We start from the raw sequence: 19,499 nt of genomic DNA, 5'->3' as shown, positions 1-19,499 counted from the left end.
GCACCGCCGCGGCCCCCCCGGGCCCCGGCGACACCCCCGGGCACGAGCAGTGGAGGGGACAGCGACAATGCCGGCCGACGAGAGCTCAGCCGCGCGCGGAGCGGACCGCTCACGGGCGGGAGCGGCGATCAGCCGGGCGTTCACCCCGCCCCTGCTCGCCGGACCGCTCCCGGCAGGCCCCGCAGGCCGTGCGGAGCCCGCGGGACTCGTCCTGCGGAACCGCCCGGCCACCGGCGCCCGGCGGCCCGCCGCGCCCCGCGGAGGAGGGGGCGGCCGGAGCACGGCCCCCCGGCCGCCCAGGGGCGCCGGGGTGCGGCGGATGTACGAGCGGGCACGCAGGGCCTGGGACCGCCCTCTGACCGCCTACTACCTGATCCTCGGGTCCAGCCTCCTGATCACCGTGCTCGGCCTCGTGATGGTCTACTCAGCCTCGATGATCAAGGCCCTGGAGCTCGCCAAGCCCGGCACCTACTTCTTCCGCAAGCAGTTCCTCGCCGCCGTGATCGGCGCCGGACTGATGCTGCTCGCCTCGCGCATGCCGGTGAAGCTCAACCGGGCGCTCGCCTACCCGCTGCTCACGGGCACGGTCTTCCTGATGGTCCTGGTCCAGGTCCCCGGGATAGGGATGTCGGTCAACGGCAACCAGAACTGGATCTACCTGGGCGGCCCCTTCCAACTGCAGCCCAGCGAGTTCGGCAAGCTCGCCCTCGTCCTGTGGGGCGCGGACCTGCTCGCCCGCAAACAGGACAAGCGCCTGCTGACGCAGTGGAAGCACATGCTCGTGCCGCTCGTGCCCGTCGCCTTCATGCTGCTCGGACTGATCATGCTCGGCGGCGACATGGGAACGGCGATCATCCTCACCGCGATCCTGTTCGGTCTGCTCTGGCTGGCCGGCGCCCCCACCAGGCTCTTCGCCGGGGTGCTCGCCTTCGCGGGCCTCATCGGCTTCCTGCTCATCAAGACCAGCCCCAACCGGATGTCGCGGCTCGGCTGCATCGGCGCGTCCGAACCGGGCCCGGGCGACTCGTGCTGGCAGGCCGTTCACGGAATCTACGCGCTGGCATCCGGCGGATGGTTCGGTTCCGGGCTGGGGGCAAGTGTGGAAAAATGGGGTCAACTCCCCGAGCCCCACACCGACTTCATCTTCGCCATCACCGGGGAGGAACTGGGTCTGGCGGGGACGCTGTCGGTACTCGCCCTCTTCGCGGCTCTAGGCTATGCGGGTATCCGCGTGGCCGGACGCACGGAGGACCCCTTCGTCAGGTACGCAGCGGGAGGCGTGACCACCTGGATCACGGCGCAGGCCGTGATCAACATCGGTGCGGTGCTCGGCCTGTTGCCGATCGCCGGTGTCCCGCTCCCGCTGTTCTCCTACGGAGGGTCGGCCCTGCTGCCGACCATGTTCGCGGTCGGGCTCATGATCGCCTTCGCGCGAGAGGATCCCGCGGCGAAAGCGGCCCTGGCCATGCGGAGGCCCGGGGTCAGATGGAAGACGATGAGACGGCGCGTCACGAAGCGTCCGTCCGGAGAGCGGTGAATTTCGGTGCATGTCGTACTCGCCGGTGGGGGGACTGCCGGCCATATCGAGCCCGCGCTCGCCCTCGCAGACGCCCTGCGCAGGCAGGACCCGACCGTGGGAATCACTGCCCTCGGCACGGAACGCGGACTCGAGACCAGGCTCGTACCCGAGCGGGGGTACGAACTCGCCCTGATCCCTGCCGTGCCGCTGCCCCGTAAACCCACGCCCGAGCTCATCACCGTCCCGGGCCGGCTGCGCGGCACGATCAAGGCGGCCGAGCAGATCCTGGAGCGCACCAAGGCGGACTGCGTGGTCGGCTTCGGCGGCTACGTCGCTCTGCCCGGCTACCTCGCCGCCAAGCGCGCGGGGGTCCCGATCGTCGTCCACGAGGCCAACGCCCGGCCGGGCCTGGCCAACAAGATCGGTTCGCGGTACGCCCACGGGGTCGCGGTCTCCACCCCCGACAGCAAGCTGCGCGGTGCCCGCTACATCGGCATCCCGCTGCGCCGCACCATCGCCACCCTCGACCGGGCCCGGGTCCGTCCGGAAGCGCGTGCCGCCTTCGGCCTCGACCCCAACCTGCCGACGCTGCTGGTCTCCGGCGGCTCGCAGGGCGCCCGCCACCTCAACGAGGTGGTCCAGCGGGTCGCACCGCTGCTGCAGCGGTCCGGCATCCAGATCCTGCACGTGGTCGGCCCGAAGAACGAATTGCCGCGTATCGACAACATGCCCGGGATGCCGCCCTACATCCCGGTACCGTACGTGGACCGGATGGACCTCGCGTACGCCGCGGCCGACATGATGCTCTGCCGCGCGGGCGCGATGACCGTCGCCGAGCTCACCGCCGTCGGGCTGCCCGCCGCCTACGTACCGCTGCCGATCGGCAACGGCGAACAGCGGCTCAACGCCCAGCCGGTGGTCAACGCGGGCGGCGGGCTGCTGGTGGACGACGCCGCTCTCACCCCGGAGTGGGTGCAGGGCAACGTCCTCCCGGTGCTGGCGGATCCGCACCGGCTGTACGAGATGTCCAGGGCCGCCGCGGAGTTCGGGCGACGGGACGCCGACGACCTGCTCGTCGGCATGGTGTACGAGGCGATTGCCGCACGCCGCCAGGCGTGAGGCGGTGCGGACCCGGGGCGCGTGCCCCGGGTCCGGCGAAGGAGCGAGCGTGGCCGGACCGACGACCGCCCAGCGCGGCGCAGCCAAGCGGGCCGACACCCCGGCCCGCCCGCCGCACATCGACCCGGGTGAACGGCGGCTGACCGGCCGCGTGCGACTGATCCTGGCCGCGGTCGTCGTGGTGCTGGTCGCCGCGGGTGCCGTCTGGGTGCTCTACGGCTCCTCCTGGCTGCGGGTCGAGCGGGTGACGGTCAGCGGGACCGATGTCCTGACCCGGGCCGAGGTGGAGGCCGCGGCGGCGGCCCCGGTCGGGGCTCCGCTGGTCTCCGTGGACCTCGACGCCATGGCGGACGGACTGCGCCAAAAGTTGCCGCGTATCGACTCCGTGGATGTCGTACGGTCATGGCCGCACGGTATCGGCCTTAAAGTGACCGAGCGGCAGCCGGTTCTGCTGGTGAAAAAAGGTGCAAAGTTCGTTGAAGTGGACGCGAAGGGCGTGCGCTTCGCCACGGTGGACGAAGCGCCCCGGCACGTACCTCTGTTGAAGCTCGACGCCGACCGGTCGGCGAGTCTGCGGCGCTTCGGCGGTGACCGTCTGTTGCAGGAAGCGGTCGACGTCGCGGGCGACCTTCCCGAAAAGCTGGCCGGGGAGACCGAGGCTGTACGGATCACGTCGTACGACTCCGTCGTCCTGGACCTGAGCCGGGGGCGGACCGTGATGTGGGGCAGTGGTGAAGAAGGGCCCGTGAAGGCGCGGGTCCTCGCCGCTCTCATGAAAGCCTCGCCCAAAGCGGGGCACTTCGACGTGAGCGCACCCACCGCCCCGGCGGCATCGAAGAGTTGACGCGTATTCGGCCTGGCCAGCACCCTGGTTGGTCAGCGCTACGGGTGATCACATAGGGTGAAAAGAAAAACGGGAGGTTCGGCGTGTTCGTTGAACGTGCGCCACTTGTCGACTTAGTGTCCTGTTCGGAAGAGTCCGAGAAGCAGACACACTGGTAACCCTAAACTTCAACGTTAGGGTTCGGGTCGGCGTCCGGACCGCCCCAATCGGCATCCGTCGTCGCGGCGGGACTACCGCGAAGCGACGACACGTAACTCGAGGCGAGAGGCCTTCGACGTGGCAGCACCGCAGAACTACCTCGCAGTCATCAAGGTCATCGGTGTCGGCGGCGGTGGTGTCAATGCCATCAACCGAATGATCGAGGTCGGCCTCAAGGGCGTCGAGTTCATCGCGATCAACACCGATGCGCAGGCACTGCTGATGAGCGACGCCGACGTCAAGCTCGACGTCGGCCGTGAGCTCACCCGGGGCCTCGGCGCCGGGGCGAACCCGGCCGTCGGCCGCAAGGCGGCCGAGGACCACCGTGAGGAGATCGAAGAGGTCCTCAAGGGGGCCGACATGGTCTTCGTCACCGCCGGAGAGGGCGGCGGCACCGGCACCGGCGGCGCACCCGTCGTCGCCAACATCGCCCGTTCGCTCGGCGCCCTGACGATCGGTGTGGTCACCCGCCCGTTCACCTTCGAGGGCCGGCGACGCGCGAACCAGGCGGAGGACGGCATCGCCGAGCTCCGCGAAGAGGTCGACACCCTCATCGTCATTCCCAACGACCGGCTGCTGTCCATCTCGGACCGCCAGGTCAGCGTGCTCGACGCGTTCAAGTCGGCCGACCAGGTACTGCTCTCGGGTGTCCAGGGCATCACCGACCTCATCACGACCCCGGGTCTGATCAACCTCGACTTCGCCGACGTCAAGTCGGTCATGTCCGAGGCCGGATCGGCGCTCATGGGCATCGGATCGGCCCGCGGCGACGACCGCGCGGTGGCCGCCGCGGAGATGGCGATCTCCTCGCCGCTCCTGGAGGCGTCCATCGACGGCGCCCGCGGTGTCCTGCTCTCCATCTCCGGCGGCAGCGACCTCGGTCTCTTCGAGATCAACGAGGCCGCACAGCTGGTGAGCGAGGCGGCCCACCCGGAGGCGAACATCATCTTCGGCGCGGTCATCGACGACGCGCTGGGCGACGAGGTGCGGGTCACCGTGATCGCGGCGGGCTTCGACGGCGGACAGCCGCCGACCCGGCGCGAGACCGTCCTCGGGGTGGGCGCCGGCAAGCGCGAGGAGCCGGCACCGTCGGCGCGGAACGCGGAGCCGGTGCGCCAGGCGAGCACGCTGGGCTCCGTGCCCCCGCGTGAGGAGACCCAGGCACCGGCCGAGCCGGTGCCGGCGGCGAACGAGAGCTCGCTGCCGCCGGTCTCCCCTCCGCACGTCCCGACGGCTCGTCCCTACCAGGACTCCCAGGCCGAAGAGCTGGACGTACCGGACTTCTTGAAGTGATAGGTCGGCAGCACGCGGTGAAGACCGCGGAATCTTCGGCGGGTGGCGCCCATTTCGCCTTCACCGACAGGTGGGGCGGAGTGAGCGCCGCTCCGTACGGGGAACTCAACCTCGGCGGCGCGGTCGGTGACGACCCCGCCGCCGTCCGTGCGAACCGCGAACGCGCCGCGGCGGGGCTCGGCCTGGACCCGGCGCGGGTCGTCTGGATGAACCAGGTGCACGGGCGCGAGGTGGCCGTCGTGGACGGGCCCTGGGGCGACGACGTCGACATCCCCGCCGTGGACGCGGTGGTGACGGCCCGGCGCGGACTTCCGCTCGCGGTGCTGACCGCCGACTGCACCCCCGTACTGCTCGCCGACCCGACGGCCGGTGTGGTCGCGGCAGTCCACGCGGGCAGGCCGGGGCTGGTCGCGGGCGTCGTGCCGGCCGCCGTCGAGGCCATGATCGCGCTCGGTGCCCAACCCTCGCGCATCGTCGCGCACACCGGGCCGGCCGTCTGCGGACGGTGCTACGAGGTCCCGGAGGAGATGCGCGCCGAGGTCTCCCGGTCCGTCCCGGCCTCGTGGTCGGAGACCAGCTGGGGGACACCGGCGGTGGACGTCACCGCCGGGGTGCACGCCCAGCTCGACGGCCTCGGGGTCGGCGACCGGCACAGCTCGTCGTTCTGCACCCTGGAATCGGGCGACCACTACTCCTACCGCCGCGACCGCACCACGGGTCGGCTGGCCGGATACGTCTGGTTGGACTGAGAGGGCATGACGGAACGCAGGGCTCAACTCGCCGCAAACCTCGCACAGGTGGAAGAACGCATCGCGTCCGCCTGCGCCTCGGCGGGCCGCGAACGGGACGAAGTGACCCTCATCGTGGTCACCAAGACGTATCCCGCGAGCGACGTGAGGATTCTGCACGAACTCGGTGTGCGCCATGTCGCGGAGAACCGGGACCAGGACGCAGCACCCAAAGCCGTAGCGTGTGCGGATCTGTCGCTCACATGGCACTTTGTCGGACAGTTGCAGACGAACAAGGTCCGTTCCGTGGCCGGTTATGCCGATGTGGTGCAGTCGGTGGACCGCGCCAAGCTCGTATCCGCCCTCTCGGCCGCGGCGGTGAAGGGCGGACGTGAACTCGGCTGCCTCATCCAGGTCGCCCTGGACGCGGAGAGCGGCGAGCGCGGGGACCGGGGCGGTGTCGCCCCGGACGCGATCGAGGAGTTGGCGGCGGCGGTGGAGGCGGCCCCCGGAATCCGGCTCGGCGGCCTGATGACCGTCGCCCCGCTCACCGGCCCGTACGCGGGCCGCCAACGGGCCGCGTTCGAGCGCCTGATGGAATTCTCATCCCGCCTGCGCGGGAACCATCCGGCTGCGAACATGGTCTCCGCAGGGATGAGTGCGGACCTCGAGGACGCGGTGGCGGCCGGGGCGACACATGTACGCGTCGGTACGGCGGTACTCGGAGTCCGACCCCGGCTCGGGTAACGTCGCGAAGCAAGTCGGACCACAGCAGAAAATATGGTCATTCCCGCTTCGGGCGGGCAGGCCGGAGTGGATCTCGGGCACTTGGTGACACGAATGCCGATCCACCACAGAGCGGAGGACTCGGAGCATGGCCGGCGCGATGCGCAAGATGGCGGTCTACCTCGGCCTCGTGGAGGACGATGGGTACGACGGTCCGGGGTTCGACCCCGATGACGAATTCGAACCCGAGCCGGAGCCCGAGCGGGACCGGCGGCGGCACCAGCCCGCGCATCAGGTGGAGCGGGAAAGGGACGAACCGGTACGAGTGGTGCAACCGCCCGCACAGCGTGAGCCGGTTCAGCTCCCGGCGGAAAGCGGACGACCCGCCCGAATCGCACCCGTGGCATCCATCACACCTGACCGCCCGAACATGGAGAAGAACGCACCGGTGATCATGCCCAAGGTCGTGTCCGAGCGGGAGCCCTACCGCATCACCACGCTGCACCCCAGGACCTACAACGAGGCCCGTACCATCGGGGAACACTTCCGCGAGGGCACTCCGGTGATCATGAACCTCACGGAGATGGACGACACGGACGCGAAGCGACTTGTCGACTTTGCCGCAGGACTTGTCTTCGGTCTCCATGGCAGCATTGAGCGGGTGACGCAGAAGGTGTTCCTGTTGTCGCCTGCTAACGTCGATGTCACGGCGGAGGACAAGGCCCGCATCGCAGAGGGCGGGTTCTTCAACCAGAGCTGAGAACACGACACCAGGAACAACCCGGCCGTGAGGCCGGTGCCGGCCGGGAGGCCGGAGCTAACGAGAGCCAGGGGAGAGGGAAGCGCGAGACATGGGCGTCGCACTGGATGTGGTCTATATCGCGCTGATGTGTTTCCTCATCGTGCTGATCTTCCGGCTGGTCATGGACTACGTCTTCCAGTTCGCACGTTCATGGCAGCCAGGCAAGGCGATGGTGGTCGTTCTCGAGGGCACTTACACTGTCACCGATCCACCGCTGAAGCTTCTGCGGCGGTTCATACCGCCGTTGCGTCTCGGGGGCGTGGCACTTGACCTGTCCTTCTTCGTTCTGATGATCATCGTCTACATTCTGCTCAACATCGTGGGCAAGCTTGCGAGCAGCGTGTGAACGATACGGTCTTGCCGACTGCCGACGACTACGTAGAGGTGAAGAAGAGATGCCGCTGACCCCCGAGGACGTGCGGAACAAGCAGTTCACGACCGTCCGCCTCCGAGAAGGCTATGACGAGGACGAGGTCGATGCCTTCCTCGACGAGGTCGAATCGGAGCTGACCCGTCTGCTCCGTGAGAACGAGGACCTGCGCGCCAAGCTGGCTGCAGCCACGCGTGCGGCCGCGCAGAACCAGCAACAGCAGGGTATGCGCAAACCGCCGGAGCAGCAGGATCGGCCCGGCGCCCCCGTGCCCGCCGCCATATCTGGTCCGCCGGTACAGCAGCAGCAGCAGCCCCCGCAGATGGGTCCCCCCCAGCTGCCCGGCGGTGCTCCGCAGCTGCCTGCCGGTCCCAGCGGCCATGGCCCCCAGGGTGGCCACGGTCCCGGTCCGCAGGGCCCCCACGGCCCCGGCCCGATGCAGGGCGGCCCCATGGGCGGTCCGATGGGCGGCCCCATGGGTGGCCACGCCCAGCAGCAGCAGATGCAGCAGATGCAGCAGCAGCAACAGCAGCAGCAACAGCAGCAGATGCAGCAGCCCCAGATGCAGCAGCCCGGTCAGGGCCCCGGTGGCGACAGTGCCGCCCGTGTCCTCTCCCTCGCCCAGCAGACCGCCGACCAGGCGATCGCGGAGGCCCGTTCCGAGGCCAACAAGATCGTCGGCGAGGCGCGCAGCCGTGCCGAGGGCCTCGAGCGTGACGCGCGTGCGAAGGCGGACGCGCTGGAGCGGGACGCGCAGGAGAAGCACCGTGTGGCGATGGGCTCGCTGGAGTCGGCCCGCGCGACGCTGGAGCGCAAGGTCGAGGACCTGCGCGGCTTCGAGCGCGAGTACCGCACCCGTCTGAAGTCCTACCTGGAGAGCCAGCTGCGTCAGCTGGAGACCCAGGCCGACGACTCGCTGGCTCCGCCGCGTGCCCCTGCCGCCGCTTCGCTGCCGCCGTCGCCCTCGCTGGCTCCGGCCGGTGCCGGTGCGATGGGACACGGCATGGGCTCGAACCACGGTGGTCACGGCAACCAGCAGATGGGCGGCAACCCGTCCATGGGCGGACCGTCCTACGGTGGCCAGCAGCAGATGTCGCCCGCCATGACGCAGCCGATGGCGCCGGTGCGGCCGCAGGCTCCGCAGCCGATGCAGCAGGCGCCTTCGCCGATGCGCGGGTTCCTGATCGACGAGGACGACAACTGAGCGGTTCGCGCTCGCTGAGCGCGTAGCCGTCGGCAGGCAAAGGGCCGGGCCCCGGGGTTTCTCCCCGGGGCCCGGCCCTTTTCGCGTGTCCTCGCGACTGGGGGCCGCTGACCGGGGCCCAGTTGGCCCCCGTCCCGCCTGTTCCCGGAACCGGGGCTCCGGCCTCCGCTCCTCGATCGCCGGAGGGTGTGAAGGGCTTGCCTCTTGTGCGGGAGGGACGGGAGGGGGTCGCTCCGGACAGGCCGGGAGCGGAGGTGGAGGGCGCTCGGAGGGGGAGGGCGCGTCTCGCGGGGGCGTGGCGGTAGGGCGGGGCGCGTCTCGCGGCCGGGAGCCCGGAGTCCGCCGGGCGGGAGCTGGAAGTGGGTCCCTCCCGTGCCGGACACAGAAGCGGCCCGCCCCTCCTGCCGGAGGGGCGGGCCGCTCAGGTGGTGCCGGTCAGCGTTCCGTCCTGCGGAGACGGAACGTGAGGGCCAGGCCCTCGTCCTCGAACGGGGTGCCGTACGTGTCGTCCGCCTCCCCCTGTGCGTAGTCCAGGGCCAGGACCTCGTCCGCGATGAGGGGCGCGTGCTCGGTCAGGGCCTCGGCGGTCGCGGCGGACGTCGAGGTCCAGCGGACCGCGATCCGGTCCGCCACGTCCAGGCCGCTGTTCTTGCGGGCCTCCTGGATCAGGCGGATCGCGTCACGGGCCAGGCCCGCCGCCCGCAGCTGCGGGGTGATCTCCAGGTCCAGGGCGACCGTCGCGCCCGAGTCGGACGCCACCGACCAGCCCTCGCGCGGGGTCTCCGTGATGATGACCTCGTCGGGGGAGAGCGTGATCTGCTCCCCGTCGACCTCGACCGACGCGGTGCCCTCGCGCAGGGCCAGGGAGAGCGCCGCCGCGTCCGCGTTCGCGACCGCCTTGGCCACGGCCTGGACTCCCTTGCCGAAGCGCTTGCCCAGCGCCCGGAAGTTCGCCTTCGCGGTGGTGTCGACCAGCGAACCGCCGACCTCGGAGAGCGATGCCAGGGAGGAGACGTTCAGCTCCTCCGTGATCTGGGCGCGGAGATCGGGCGGGAGGGTCTCGAAGCCGGACGCCGCGACCAGGGCCCGGGACAGCGGCTGGCGGGTCTTGACACCGGACTCGGCACGCGTGGCGCGGCCGAGCTCGACCAGGCGGCGTACGAGGGCCATCTGCGAGGAGAGCGCCGGGTCGATCGCCGCCGGGTCCGCCTCCGGCCAGGACGAGAGGTGCACCGACTCGGGGGCGTCGGGGGTGACCGGGGCGACCAGGTCCTGCCAGACCCGCTCCGTGATGAACGGGGTCAGCGGGGCCATCAGCCGGGTGACCGTCTCGACGACCTCGTGCAGCGTGCGCAGAGCCGCCTTGTCGCCCTGCCAGAAGCGGCGGCGGGAGCGGCGCACGTACCAGTTGGAGAGGTCGTCGACGAACGCCGAGAGCAACTTGCCGGCGCGCTGGGTGTCGTAGCCGTCCAGGGCCCGGGTCATCTGGTCCACGAGGGCGTTCAGCTCGCTCAGCAGCCAGCGGTCCAGGACCGTGCGCTCGGCCGGCGCGGGGTCGGCCGCGGACGGCGCCCAGGCCGACGTACGGGCGTACAGGGCCTGGAAGGCGACCGTGTTCCAGTAGGTGAGGAGCGTCTTGCGGACGACCTCCTGGATGGTGCCGTGGCCCACCCGGCGTGCCGCCCACGGGGAGCCGCCCGCCGCCATGAACCAGCGCACCGCGTCGGCGCCGTGCTGGTCCATGAGGGGGATGGGCTGGAGGATGTTCCCCAGGTGCTTGGACATCTTGCGGCCGTCCTCGGCGAGGATGTGGCCGAGGCAGACCACGTTCTCGTAACTGGACTTGTCAAAGACGAGCGTGCCGACCGCCATCAGCGTGTAGAACCAGCCGCGGGTCTGGTCGATGGCCTCCGAGATGAACTGCGCCGGGTAGCGGCTCTCGAAGATCTCCTTGTTCTTGTACGGGTAGCCCCACTGCGCGAACGGCATCGAGCCCGAGTCGTACCAGGCGTCGATGACCTCGGGGACGCGGTACGCCTCCAGTTGGCAGTTCTCGTGCGAGCACGTGAACGTGATCTCGTCGATGAACGGCCGGTGCGGGTCCAGCTCGGACTGGTCGGTGCCGGTGAGCTCACCCAGCTCGGCGCGGGAGCCCACACAGGTCAGGTGGTCGTCCTCGCAGCGCCAGATGGGCAGCGGGGTGCCCCAGTAGCGGTTGCGGGACAGCGCCCAGTCGACGTTGTTGTTCAGCCAGTCACCGAATCGGCCGTGCTTGACCGAGTCCGGGAACCAGTTGGTCTTCTCGTTCTCCTCGAGCAGTCGGTCCTTCACCGCCGTCGTGCGGATGTACCAGGACGGCTGCGCGTAGTACAGCAGCGCCGTGTGGCAGCGCCAGCAGTGCGGGTAGCTGTGCTCGTACGGGACGTGGCGGAAGAGCTTGCCGCGGGCGGCCAGGTCCTCGGTGAGCGCCTCGTCGGCCTTCTTGAAGAAGACCCCGCCGACCAGCGGGAGGTCCTCCTCGAACGTCCCGTCGGGGCGGACCGGGTTGACGACCGGGAGGCCGTAGGAGCGGCAGACGACGAGGTCGTCGGCGCCGAAGGCGGGGGACTGGTGCACCAGGCCCGTACCGTCCTCGGTCGTGACGTACTCGGCGTTGACGACGTAGTGCGCCTCGGCCGGGAAGTCGACCAGGGAGAACGGGCGCTCGTACGTCCAGCGTTCCATCTCGCGGCCCGTGAAGGACGCGCCGGTGAGCTCCCAGCCCTCGCCGAGAGCCTTCTCGACCAGCGGCCGGGCGACGACCAGCTTCTCCTCGCCGTTCGACGCGACGACGTACGTGACGTCGGGGTGCGCGGCGACGGCGGTGTTGGAGACCAGGGTCCAGGGGGTCGTCGTCCAGACCAGCAGCGCGGCCTCGCCCGCCAGCGGGCCCGAGGTCAGCGGGAAGCGGACGAAGACCGACGGGTCGACGACCGTCTCGTAGCCCTGGGCCAGCTCGTGGTCGGAGAGGCCGGTGCCGCAGCGGGGGCACCAGGGGGCGACGCGGTGGTCCTGGACCAGCAGGTCCTTGTTGAAGATCTCCTTCAGCGACCACCACACGGAGTCGACGTACTCCGGGTCCATCGTGCGGTAGGCGTCGTCCAGATCGACCCAGTAGCCCATCCGGGTCGTGAGCTCGGTGAACGCGTCGGTGTGGCGGGTGACGGACTCGCGGCACTTCGCGTTGAACTCGGCGATGCCGTACGCCTCGATGTCCTTCTTGCCGTTGAAGCCCAGCTCCTTCTCCACCGCGAGCTCGACCGGCAGACCGTGGCAGTCCCAGCCGGCCTTGCGCCCGACGTGGTAGCCCTGCATGGTGCGGAAGCGCGGGAAGACGTCCTTGAAGACGCGGGCCTCGATGTGGTGGGCGCCCGGCATGCCGTTGGCGGTCGGCGGCCCTTCGTAGAAGACCCACTCGGGGCGGCCCTCGGACTGTTCGAGGCTCTTGGCGAAGACCTTGTTGTCACGCCAGAAGTCGAGCACGGCGTGCTCGAGGGCGGGCAGGTCGACCTGGGCGGGTACCTGGCGGTACTGCGGCGATGTCATGTGCGGGCTTCCTCCGGCGGACGTCTTCCACTTCCGTCGGAGGGACGAGAACCGACCGGCTCCCGCGGTACCACCCTCCTTGGCCCCGGGCATGCGCCCTTGGCCCCCTCATTGGGGTCGCGATGCCGGGTCTACTCGCCCTGGGTCCGTGGGCGGGGCCCACAGTCCAAGGCTTTCTTCCGGCGGCTCCGGGGTGATCTTCACGACGCGCTCGCCCCCGGGCTCCCACCGTCCCCGGGTCGCTGCCGGCTGCGTACGACGCTACTCGTCCCATCCATGCCTCTCGCTGCGGCCAGTGTACGGGGCCGTACGGGCGACCGCCGACCGGTTTATCCGCGGGGCGCGGAGTGACCCGAATGGCCAGACGGGGCGGGTGGGGCCCCCGGTGGGGTCCCCCGGGTGTCCGGGCAGGCGGATTACCCGGCGGGGAGCTGGGCACAACGGTTGCAGGCGCGCCACCACGCGAGCACGGGGAGGGCCGACGGGCGGCGTGCCCGGTTGCCGCGGAGCCGGGGTCGACTTATCGTCCCAGCACGATTCGCGTGCAAGATCACAATATGTGAAGGGGCCGCGGCCATGGTGGCGAAGAAGACCGCCGTAACGAGAACGGCGTCCGCGAGATCCACGGCTGCGGCCGCCGGGGAGGCGGCCGGGAGCGAGGAGGCCGCCACGGACTCCGGTCCGGACGCGGACCGGAAGAAGGCGGCCGGGAGGACGGCGGCGAGGAAGACGGCGGCTGACCCGCCGGACGAGCAGGAACGGGCCGATCGGGCTCCGGCGCACCACGGGCCGGCGAAGAAGAGCGCGACGAAGAAGAGCGCAGCCAAGAAGGCTTCGAAGAAGGCCACGGGGGCGGCCCAGGCCGCCGAGCAGACAGGAGCCCACACGGTGGTAGCGAAGAAGAGCGCCGGCCGGAGCACGGCAGCAGGAAAGGGCGCCGCGACCGCGGTGCCGCAGGCCCGCGGGGGCGCCGCGACGGTCACGGGGGAGCTCGCGGTCCGGCCCGGGGAGGACCCCTGGACCCCGGAGGAGGTCTCCGAGGCACGGACGGAGCTGACCAGCGAGGTCATGCGGCTGCGCAGCGAGCTGGAGGCCTCGGGCGCGGCGCTGGCCGGCCTGATGCGTGACTCCGGCGACGGCGCCGGTGACGACGACGCGGACACCGGCACCAAGAACATCACCCGCGAGCACGAGCTGTCCCTGGCCGCCAACGCCCAGGAGATGCTGGAACAGACCGAACGGGCACTCGCCCGGCTCGAGGCGGGCACGTACGGCCTGTGCGAGGTCTGCGGCAACCCGATCGGCAAGGCCCGGATGCAGGCCTTCCCGCGGGCCACCCTCTGCGTGGAGGACAAGCAGAAGCAGGAGCGGCGCGGTTGACCTCAGCGGTGTGTCGTACCCTCGTCTTCAGTCAGGCACCTAGGTTGAGGGACTCACGTGACAGAGGCGGAGCGCGTCATCGGTACGCCGGACATCCCTGATGCCGAGGGGGCTGACGGGGCGACGCCCCAGCAGCCCTCCGAGGGTGCGGGCCCGGCGGGCGACGGGACGAGTGGCGGCCGGGGCAGGAAGAAGGTCCTCGTCCTGCTCGGGGTGGCCGTCCTGGCCTACGCCCTGGACCTGGTCAGCAAGATGATCGTGGTCGCGAAGCTCGAGCACGAGGAGCCCATCGAGATCTTCGGCGAGTGGCTGAAGTTCGACGCCATCCGCAACGCGGGCGCCGCCTTCGGGATCGGCGAGGCCTTCACCGTGATCTTCACGGCCATCGCGGCCGTGGTGATCATCGTGATCATCCGGCTGGCACGCAAGCTCTACAGCCTGCCCTGGGCCATCGCCCTGGGCCTGCTGCTCGGCGGAGCGCTCGGTAACCTCACCGACCGGATATTCCGCGCGCCCGGCGTGTTCAAGGGCGCGGTGGTGGACTTCATCGCCCCCGCGCACTTCGCCGTCTTCAACCTCGCCGACTCCGCGATCGTCTGCGGCGGCATCCTGATCGTGATCCTCTCCTTCAAGGGCCTGGACCCCGACGGCACCGTGCACAAGGACTAGTGGGCGCAAGGCATACTCGACAGGTGAGTACGTATCCCGAGGTCCGCACCCTGCCCGTACCCGACGGCCTGGAAGGCGAGCGTGTCGACGCCGCCATCTCCCGGATGTTCGGTTTCTCCCGCACCAAGGCCGCCGAGCTGGCCGCTGCCGGGAAGGTCCAGGTGGACGGTGCGGTGGCCGGGAAGTCCGAGCGGGTGCACGGCGGTGCCTGGCTGGAAGTGGAGATGCCGCAGGCACCCGCTCCGGTCCAGGTCGTCGCCGAGCCCGTCGAGGGCATGGAGATCGTGCACGACGACGACGACATCGTCGTCATCATGAAGCCCGTCGGAGTCGCCGCCCACCCCAGCCCCGGCTGGACCGGCACCACGGTGATCGGCGGTCTCGCGGCGGCCGGCTACCGGATCTCCACGTCAGGTGCGGCCGAGCGCCAGGGCGTCGTGCACCGGCTGGACGTCGGCACCTCCGGCCTGATGGTCGTCGCCAAGTCCGAGCGTGCCTACACCCTGCTCAAGGCCCAGTTCCGCGACCGGATCGTCGAGAAGAAGTACCACGCGCTGGTGCAGGGCCATCCGGACCCGATGAGCGGCACCATCGACGCCCCCATCGGGCGCCACCCGCAGCACGACTACAAGTGGGCCGTCACCTCCGAGGGCAAGCCCTCCGTGACGCACTACGACCTGATCGAGGCCTACCGCGCGGCCAGCCTGCTCGACATCAAGCTGGAGACCGGGCGCACGCACCAGATCCGGGTGCACATGTCCGCGCACCGCCACCCCTGCGTCGGCGACCTGACCTACGGCGCGGACCCGACGCTGGCGAAGCGCCTGGGCCTGACCCGGCAGTGGCTGCACGCCGTCCGGCTCGGTTTCGAGCACCCCTCGGACGGGAGCTGGGTCGAATTCTCCAGCACCTACCCGGACGACCTCCGCCACGCCCTCGACACGATCGCGGCAGAGAGCGAATGAGCTCCGCACCCGCCACCTGCAGCACCCGCAGAGCCGTCGAGGAGAGCGATCTCGCCGCCTGCTTCCAGGTGCGCAAGGACGTCTTCGTCGGCGAGCAGCGGGTACCGGAGGAGATCGAGTACGACATCCACGACGCCGACGCGGTCCATGTCCTGGCCGTGGCCGCGGACGGTTCCGCGCTCGGCACGGGACGCCTGCTGCACGGAGCCGCGGCGGCCGGCCGGACCGGGGGCGACCCCACCGTCGGGTCGCTGGGCCGGCTCGCCGTGACCAGGGAGTCCCGAGGCCTCGGCGTCGGCGCCGCACTGGTCCGCGCCATCGAGGGGGAGGCGCGCGCACTGGGCCTGGCAGGCGTCGACCTGCACGCCCAGACCCATGCCCTCGGCTTCTACGAGCGTCTCGGCTACGTCGCGTACGGTCCCGAGTTCCCGGACGCCGGGATGCCGCACCGGGCCATGCGCCGGACGTTCTGACCGGTCCGCCGTCGCGGTGACGCCGGGGCCGCAGCCCCCGCGTGGCACGCTGGGGACCTGATCGGCCGAGCACCGGGCGCCCCGGGGCAGGGCACGCTGCGGAAGGCACCACGTGGACCAGATGGCACTCCTGCTCCTGCTCCTGCTCGGAGCGGTGGTCACGGTGCCGCTCGGGGAGCGCCTGGGGCTGCCGGCGCCGGTGCTGATGACGCTCGCCGGAATCGGTCTGGCCTTCGCCGGCTTCGTCCCCGACGTGGACATCCCGCCCGAGATCATCCTGCCCGCGCTGCTGCCTCCGCTCCTCTACGCCTCCGTGCAGCGGACGTCCTGGCGGCAGTTCGCCGCCAACAAACGGCCGATCTTCCTGTTGGCGGTCGCCCTGGTCTTCGTCACCACGGCGGCGGTCGCGACGGTGGCGAACGCCGTCGTCCCCGGCCTGCCCATCGCCGCCGCCGTGGCTCTGGGCGCACTCGTCGCCCCGCCCGATCCGGTCGCCGCGACGGCCGTCGCGGGCTCGGTCGGGCTGCCGCGCCGGCTCGTGTCCATCCTGGAGGGCGAGGGGCTGTTCAACGACGTCACGGCCATCGTCATGTACCACGTGGCGATCGCAGCCGCCGTCAGCGGCACGTTCTCACTGCCCGAGGCCTTCGGCCTGCTCGTCCTCTCCGCGGTCGTCGCCGTCGCGGTCGGCCTGGCGCTCGGCTGGCTCACCGTCAAGCTGATGGGGCTGCTCGGCGACGCCACGCTCCAGGTCGGCCTGACGCTGCTGGTGCCCTTCGCGAGCTATGTGCTCGCCGAGGAGCTGATGGGCTCGGGTGTGCTCGCCGTCCTGACCACCGCGCTCTTCCTCGCCGAGCACACCGCGGACGCCGACGACGTCCTCGGGCGTCTGGCCGGCCGGTCCTTCTGGGAGATCGTCGACACGCTCGTCACCGGCGTCGCCTTCGGCCTGATCGGCCTGGAACTGCACAGCGTCTTCGGCACCGCCGACAGCCGGCTGCCGGAGCTGCTGGGCTGGGGGCTGGTGGTCGTCGCGGTGGTCGTCGGCGTACGGCTGCTCTGGCTGCTGCCCGCCACCTGGCTCGCCAAGCGGTTGCACACCCGCCGTGACTACAGCGAGGAGATCCCCACCAGCTGGCGGGAGACCGTGGTCATGTGGTGGGCCGGCATGCGCGGGGTCGCCTCGGTCGCGCTGGCTCTCGCGATCCCGCTGGAGACGGACGACGGCAGCCCGTTCCCCGGCCGCGACGAGATCGTCTTCATCGCGTTCGCCGTCATCATGGCCACCCTCGTCCTCCAGGGCCTGACCCTGCCGTGGCTGGTGCGGAAGCTGGGTGTCCGGGCGGACACGGACGCCGAAGGGGCGCTGGAGCGAGACCTCGCGATCCGTGCGGCCAGGGCGGCCAAGCACCGGCTCCGGGAGATCCAGGACACCGAGGACCTGCCGGAAGAGGTACTGGAACGGCTGCGGCGGGCGGCGTACGACATCGGGGCGAGGATCAGCCCCGACATGGTCGACGAGGAGCGGCGCGAGGCGTACGCGCAGCGCGCCGAGCGGTTCAGGGCGGTCGGCCGGGTCCAGCGCGAGATGCTGTCGGCCGCCCGCCACGAGGTGCTCGCCGCCCGGAGCGAGCCGGGGTCCGACCCCGAGATCGTCGACCGGGTGCTGCGCCACCTGGACGTGCGCAGCCTGCGCTGACCGCTGACCGCTGACCGCTGACCGCTGACCGCTGACCGCTGAGCCCGGCGCCTGACCCGGACGCCCGGCCCGTACCTCCTCTGCGCCTCGTCCCACCCGCGGAGGTCCTCAGCCGCGCCCCGTGCGGGGGGCCTTCTCCGGGACCGGCACGTGACCCTCGGACCGGGGCCGGCGGGTGTCGGCACCCGTCAGCTCCCGCCAGTGGTCTCCAGGCGGCAGGGCGGCGGGAGCCGTCACGATCCGCGGCAGCGCGTACGGGTGGTGGTCCCGGAGCCAGCCGATCATCTGCTCCCGCACGGCGCAGCGCGCCGTCCAGATGTCGTCCGCGTCCTTCGCCGTGACCACGGCCCGCACCTCGATCGTCGTGGGCGTGGTGTCCGTGACGGCCAGTGACCAGTCGCGGCCGTCCCACGCGGCGCACTCGCCGAGGATGTCGCGGAGCTTGTCCCGCATCGCGGCGACGGGGGCCGAGTGGTCGAGGTGGAAGAAGACGGTGCCGGACATCTGCACCCCGCCGCGCGACCAGTTCTCGAACGGCTGGCTGGTGAAGTAGGACACGGGCATCGTGATCCGGCGCTCGTCCCAGGTCCGGACCGCGAGGAAGGTGAGGGTGATCTCCTCCACGGTGCCCCACTCGCCGTCCACCACCACGGTGTCGCCGATCCTGACCATGTCGCCGAAGGCGATCTGGAAGCCGGCGAAGAGATTGCCCAGGGTCGACTGCGCCGCGACACCGGCGACGATGCCGAGCACACCGGCGGAGGCCAGCATCGACGTACCGACGGTGCGCATCGCCGGGAACGTCAGCAGCATCGCCGCGACCGCGACCGTCGCCACCACCGCGGTGACCACGCGCTGGATCAGTGCGACCTGCGTCCGGACCCGGCGGACCCGGGCCGGGTCACGGGTGGACGTCGCGTAGCGGGCGTACGAGGACTGGACGATGGTGGCGGCCGCACGGATCACCAGCCAGGCCGAGGCCCCGATCAGCACCAGCGTCAGGACCTGGCCGATCCCCGCCCGGTGCTCCCGCACCACGTCGAGCCGTAGCTGACCGAAGCTGGCCCTCAGCAGCGCCGTGCAGAGCACCACCTGCAGGGGCGGGCGGCACAGGCGCAGCAGACCCCAGACCGGCGTCTCGTGGTGCCGGCCGTCGGCCCGCTTCAGCAGCCGGTCGACCAGCCAGCCCGCCACCAGTGTGACCATCAGCGATCCGCCCACCACCAGCAGCGGTCGCAGTACGTTCTCCATTCCGTCGTCCTCCGAGTGATCAGGGCACAGCTGGCACCATGGGACGCATGAACATCATGCTTTTCCACTCGACCTACGGTCTGAGGCCCGCTGTGCACGCGGCTGCCGACCGGCTTCGCGCCGCCGGTCACGAGGTGCGCGTGCCCGATCTCTTCGAGGGGCACACCTTCGACACGGTCGAGGAGGCGATGGCCTTCCAGGAAGAGGTCGGCAAGGACGAGCTGCTCAAGCGCGCCGTACTGGCCGCCGCGCCCTACTCCGACCAGGGCCTGGTCTACGCGGGCTTCTCACTCGGGGCCTCCGTGGCACAGACCCTGGCGCTCGGGGACGCGAAGGCGCGCGGGCTGCTGCTGCTCCACGGCACGTCGGACATCGCGGAGAACGCCTCGGTGGAGGAGCTGCCGGTGCAGCTGCACGTCGCCGACCCCGATCCGTTCGAGACGCAGGACTGGCTGAACAGCTGGTACCTCCAGATGCAGCGGACCGGCGCGGACGTCGAGGTCTACCGCTACCCCGGGGCCGGGCACCTGTTCACCGACCCCGGTCTGCCCGACCACGACGAGGCCGCGGCCGAGCTGGCCTGGAAGGTCGGGATCGGATTCCTCGCCACGCTGTAGGCCCGTCGGGACGCCGTACGCCCCCGGCGGAACCCCGCACCACGCCGGCGGGCGGGT

At 70.8% G+C, this 19,499-nt stretch carries 17 protein-coding genes; 15 read left to right on the top strand and 2 right to left on the bottom strand.

The window, feature by feature from the left end; all coding sequences use genetic code 11:
- Positions 1-67: 67 nt before the first annotated feature.
- The 9 genes from ftsW (at position 68) to OG927_RS08340 (ending at position 8,803) form a co-directional block, all read left to right on the top strand.
- On the top strand, positions 68-1,537 hold the full coding sequence (gene ftsW / locus OG927_RS08380) for a putative lipid II flippase FtsW (protein WP_206431833.1): 1,470 nt from the start codon (positions 68-70) through the stop codon (positions 1,535-1,537).
- A 6-nt stretch (positions 1,538-1,543) separates the two neighbouring features.
- Complete coding sequence (gene murG / locus OG927_RS08375; protein ID WP_056784131.1) at positions 1,544-2,638, top strand: undecaprenyldiphospho-muramoylpentapeptide beta-N-acetylglucosaminyltransferase; 1,095 nt, start codon at positions 1,544-1,546, stop codon at positions 2,636-2,638.
- 49 nt (positions 2,639-2,687) lie between these two features.
- The gene (locus tag OG927_RS08370) at positions 2,688-3,482 is read left to right on the top strand and encodes a cell division protein FtsQ/DivIB (RefSeq protein ID WP_056784128.1); all 795 of its coding nucleotides are present in this window, start codon (positions 2,688-2,690) and stop codon (positions 3,480-3,482) included.
- 276 nt (positions 3,483-3,758) lie between these two features.
- On the top strand, positions 3,759-4,973 hold the full coding sequence (gene ftsZ, locus OG927_RS08365) for a cell division protein FtsZ (protein ID WP_056784125.1): 1,215 nt from the start codon (positions 3,759-3,761) through the stop codon (positions 4,971-4,973).
- 17 nt (positions 4,974-4,990) lie between these two features.
- Positions 4,991-5,722 (top strand): peptidoglycan editing factor PgeF, encoded by a 732-nt coding sequence (gene pgeF / locus OG927_RS08360; RefSeq protein WP_372450643.1) that lies wholly within the window; start codon positions 4,991-4,993, stop codon positions 5,720-5,722.
- Between the two features lie 6 nt (positions 5,723-5,728).
- Complete coding sequence (locus OG927_RS08355) at positions 5,729-6,448, top strand: YggS family pyridoxal phosphate-dependent enzyme (RefSeq protein ID WP_056784119.1); 720 nt, start codon at positions 5,729-5,731, stop codon at positions 6,446-6,448.
- 127 nt (positions 6,449-6,575) lie between these two features.
- Entirely contained in the window at positions 6,576-7,187 is a 612-nt protein-coding gene (locus tag OG927_RS08350) for a cell division protein SepF (RefSeq protein WP_056784116.1), read from the top strand.
- A gap of 91 nt (positions 7,188-7,278) precedes the next feature.
- The gene (locus OG927_RS08345) at positions 7,279-7,575 is read left to right on the top strand and encodes a YggT family protein (protein WP_014045410.1); all 297 of its coding nucleotides are present in this window, start codon (positions 7,279-7,281) and stop codon (positions 7,573-7,575) included.
- A gap of 49 nt (positions 7,576-7,624) precedes the next feature.
- The gene (locus OG927_RS08340; RefSeq protein ID WP_330319919.1) at positions 7,625-8,803 is read left to right on the top strand and encodes a DivIVA domain-containing protein; all 1,179 of its coding nucleotides are present in this window, start codon (positions 7,625-7,627) and stop codon (positions 8,801-8,803) included.
- 435 nt (positions 8,804-9,238) lie between these two features.
- Here the strand turns inward: OG927_RS08340 and ileS are convergent, their stop codons facing one another.
- Positions 9,239-12,388, bottom strand: coding sequence for an isoleucine--tRNA ligase (gene ileS / locus OG927_RS08335; protein WP_209470687.1), 3,150 nt, complete (start codon positions 12,386-12,388; stop codon positions 9,239-9,241).
- 576 nt (positions 12,389-12,964) lie between these two features.
- Between ileS and OG927_RS08330 the strand changes: the two genes are divergently transcribed.
- The 5 genes from OG927_RS08330 (at position 12,965) to OG927_RS08310 (ending at position 17,574) form a co-directional block, all read left to right on the top strand.
- Positions 12,965-13,768 (top strand): TraR/DksA family transcriptional regulator, encoded by an 804-nt coding sequence (locus OG927_RS08330; protein WP_056784107.1) that lies wholly within the window; start codon positions 12,965-12,967, stop codon positions 13,766-13,768.
- A 57-nt stretch (positions 13,769-13,825) separates the two neighbouring features.
- Entirely contained in the window at positions 13,826-14,437 is a 612-nt protein-coding gene (gene lspA / locus OG927_RS08325; protein WP_330319918.1) for a signal peptidase II, read from the top strand.
- Between the two features lie 23 nt (positions 14,438-14,460).
- Positions 14,461-15,402: an RluA family pseudouridine synthase gene (locus OG927_RS08320; RefSeq protein WP_124282625.1), complete on the top strand. Its 942-nt coding sequence runs from the start codon at positions 14,461-14,463 to the stop codon at positions 15,400-15,402.
- Positions 15,399-15,875, top strand: coding sequence for a GNAT family N-acetyltransferase (locus OG927_RS08315; RefSeq protein WP_056784099.1), 477 nt, complete (start codon positions 15,399-15,401; stop codon positions 15,873-15,875). Before OG927_RS08320 ends, OG927_RS08315 begins: the two co-directional genes overlap by 4 nt.
- Before the next feature lie 112 nt (positions 15,876-15,987).
- On the top strand, positions 15,988-17,574 hold the full coding sequence (locus tag OG927_RS08310) for a Na+/H+ antiporter (protein ID WP_056784096.1): 1,587 nt from the start codon (positions 15,988-15,990) through the stop codon (positions 17,572-17,574).
- 108 nt (positions 17,575-17,682) lie between these two features.
- Here the strand turns inward: OG927_RS08310 and OG927_RS08305 are convergent, their stop codons facing one another.
- A complete protein-coding gene (locus OG927_RS08305) occupies positions 17,683-18,825 on the bottom strand; it encodes a mechanosensitive ion channel family protein (RefSeq protein ID WP_056784094.1) in 1,143 nt (380 codons plus the stop codon).
- Positions 18,826-18,863: 38 nt separating this feature from the next.
- On the opposite strand from OG927_RS08305, the gene OG927_RS08300 reads away from it, so the two are divergent.
- On the top strand, positions 18,864-19,442 hold the full coding sequence (locus tag OG927_RS08300; RefSeq protein WP_199862846.1) for a dienelactone hydrolase family protein: 579 nt from the start codon (positions 18,864-18,866) through the stop codon (positions 19,440-19,442).
- Positions 19,443-19,499 lie beyond the last annotated feature (57 nt).

Source organism: Streptomyces clavifer (genome assembly GCF_036345975.1).
In the GTDB taxonomy this organism is placed as follows: Bacteria; Actinomycetota; Actinomycetes; order Streptomycetales; family Streptomycetaceae; genus Streptomyces; species Streptomyces clavifer.
The sequence above is the reverse complement of the archived record's forward strand: the minus strand, read 5'-3'. Positions and strand labels throughout refer to the sequence as shown.

Excerpts from the sequence above, each read along its gene's own strand:
- ftsW (WP_206431833.1), top strand. The coding sequence starts at position 68 with ATGCCGGCCGACGAGAGCTCAGCCGCGCGCGGAGCGGACCGCTCACGG.
- OG927_RS08355 (WP_056784119.1), top strand. The coding sequence starts at position 5,729 with ATGACGGAACGCAGGGCTCAACTCGCCGCAAACCTCGCACAGGTGGAA.
- OG927_RS08350 (WP_056784116.1), top strand. The coding sequence starts at position 6,576 with ATGGCCGGCGCGATGCGCAAGATGGCGGTCTACCTCGGCCTCGTGGAG.
- OG927_RS08345 (WP_014045410.1), top strand. The coding sequence starts at position 7,279 with ATGGGCGTCGCACTGGATGTGGTCTATATCGCGCTGATGTGTTTCCTC.
- OG927_RS08340 (WP_330319919.1), top strand. The coding sequence starts at position 7,625 with ATGCCGCTGACCCCCGAGGACGTGCGGAACAAGCAGTTCACGACCGTC.
- ileS (WP_209470687.1), bottom strand. The coding sequence starts at position 12,388 with ATGACATCGCCGCAGTACCGCCAGGTACCCGCCCAGGTCGACCTGCCC.
- OG927_RS08330 (WP_056784107.1), top strand. The coding sequence starts at position 12,965 with ATGGTGGCGAAGAAGACCGCCGTAACGAGAACGGCGTCCGCGAGATCC.
- OG927_RS08315 (WP_056784099.1), top strand. The coding sequence starts at position 15,399 with ATGAGCTCCGCACCCGCCACCTGCAGCACCCGCAGAGCCGTCGAGGAG.
- OG927_RS08305 (WP_056784094.1), bottom strand. The coding sequence starts at position 18,825 with ATGGAGAACGTACTGCGACCGCTGCTGGTGGTGGGCGGATCGCTGATG.
- OG927_RS08300 (WP_199862846.1), top strand. The coding sequence starts at position 18,864 with ATGGGACGCATGAACATCATGCTTTTCCACTCGACCTACGGTCTGAGG.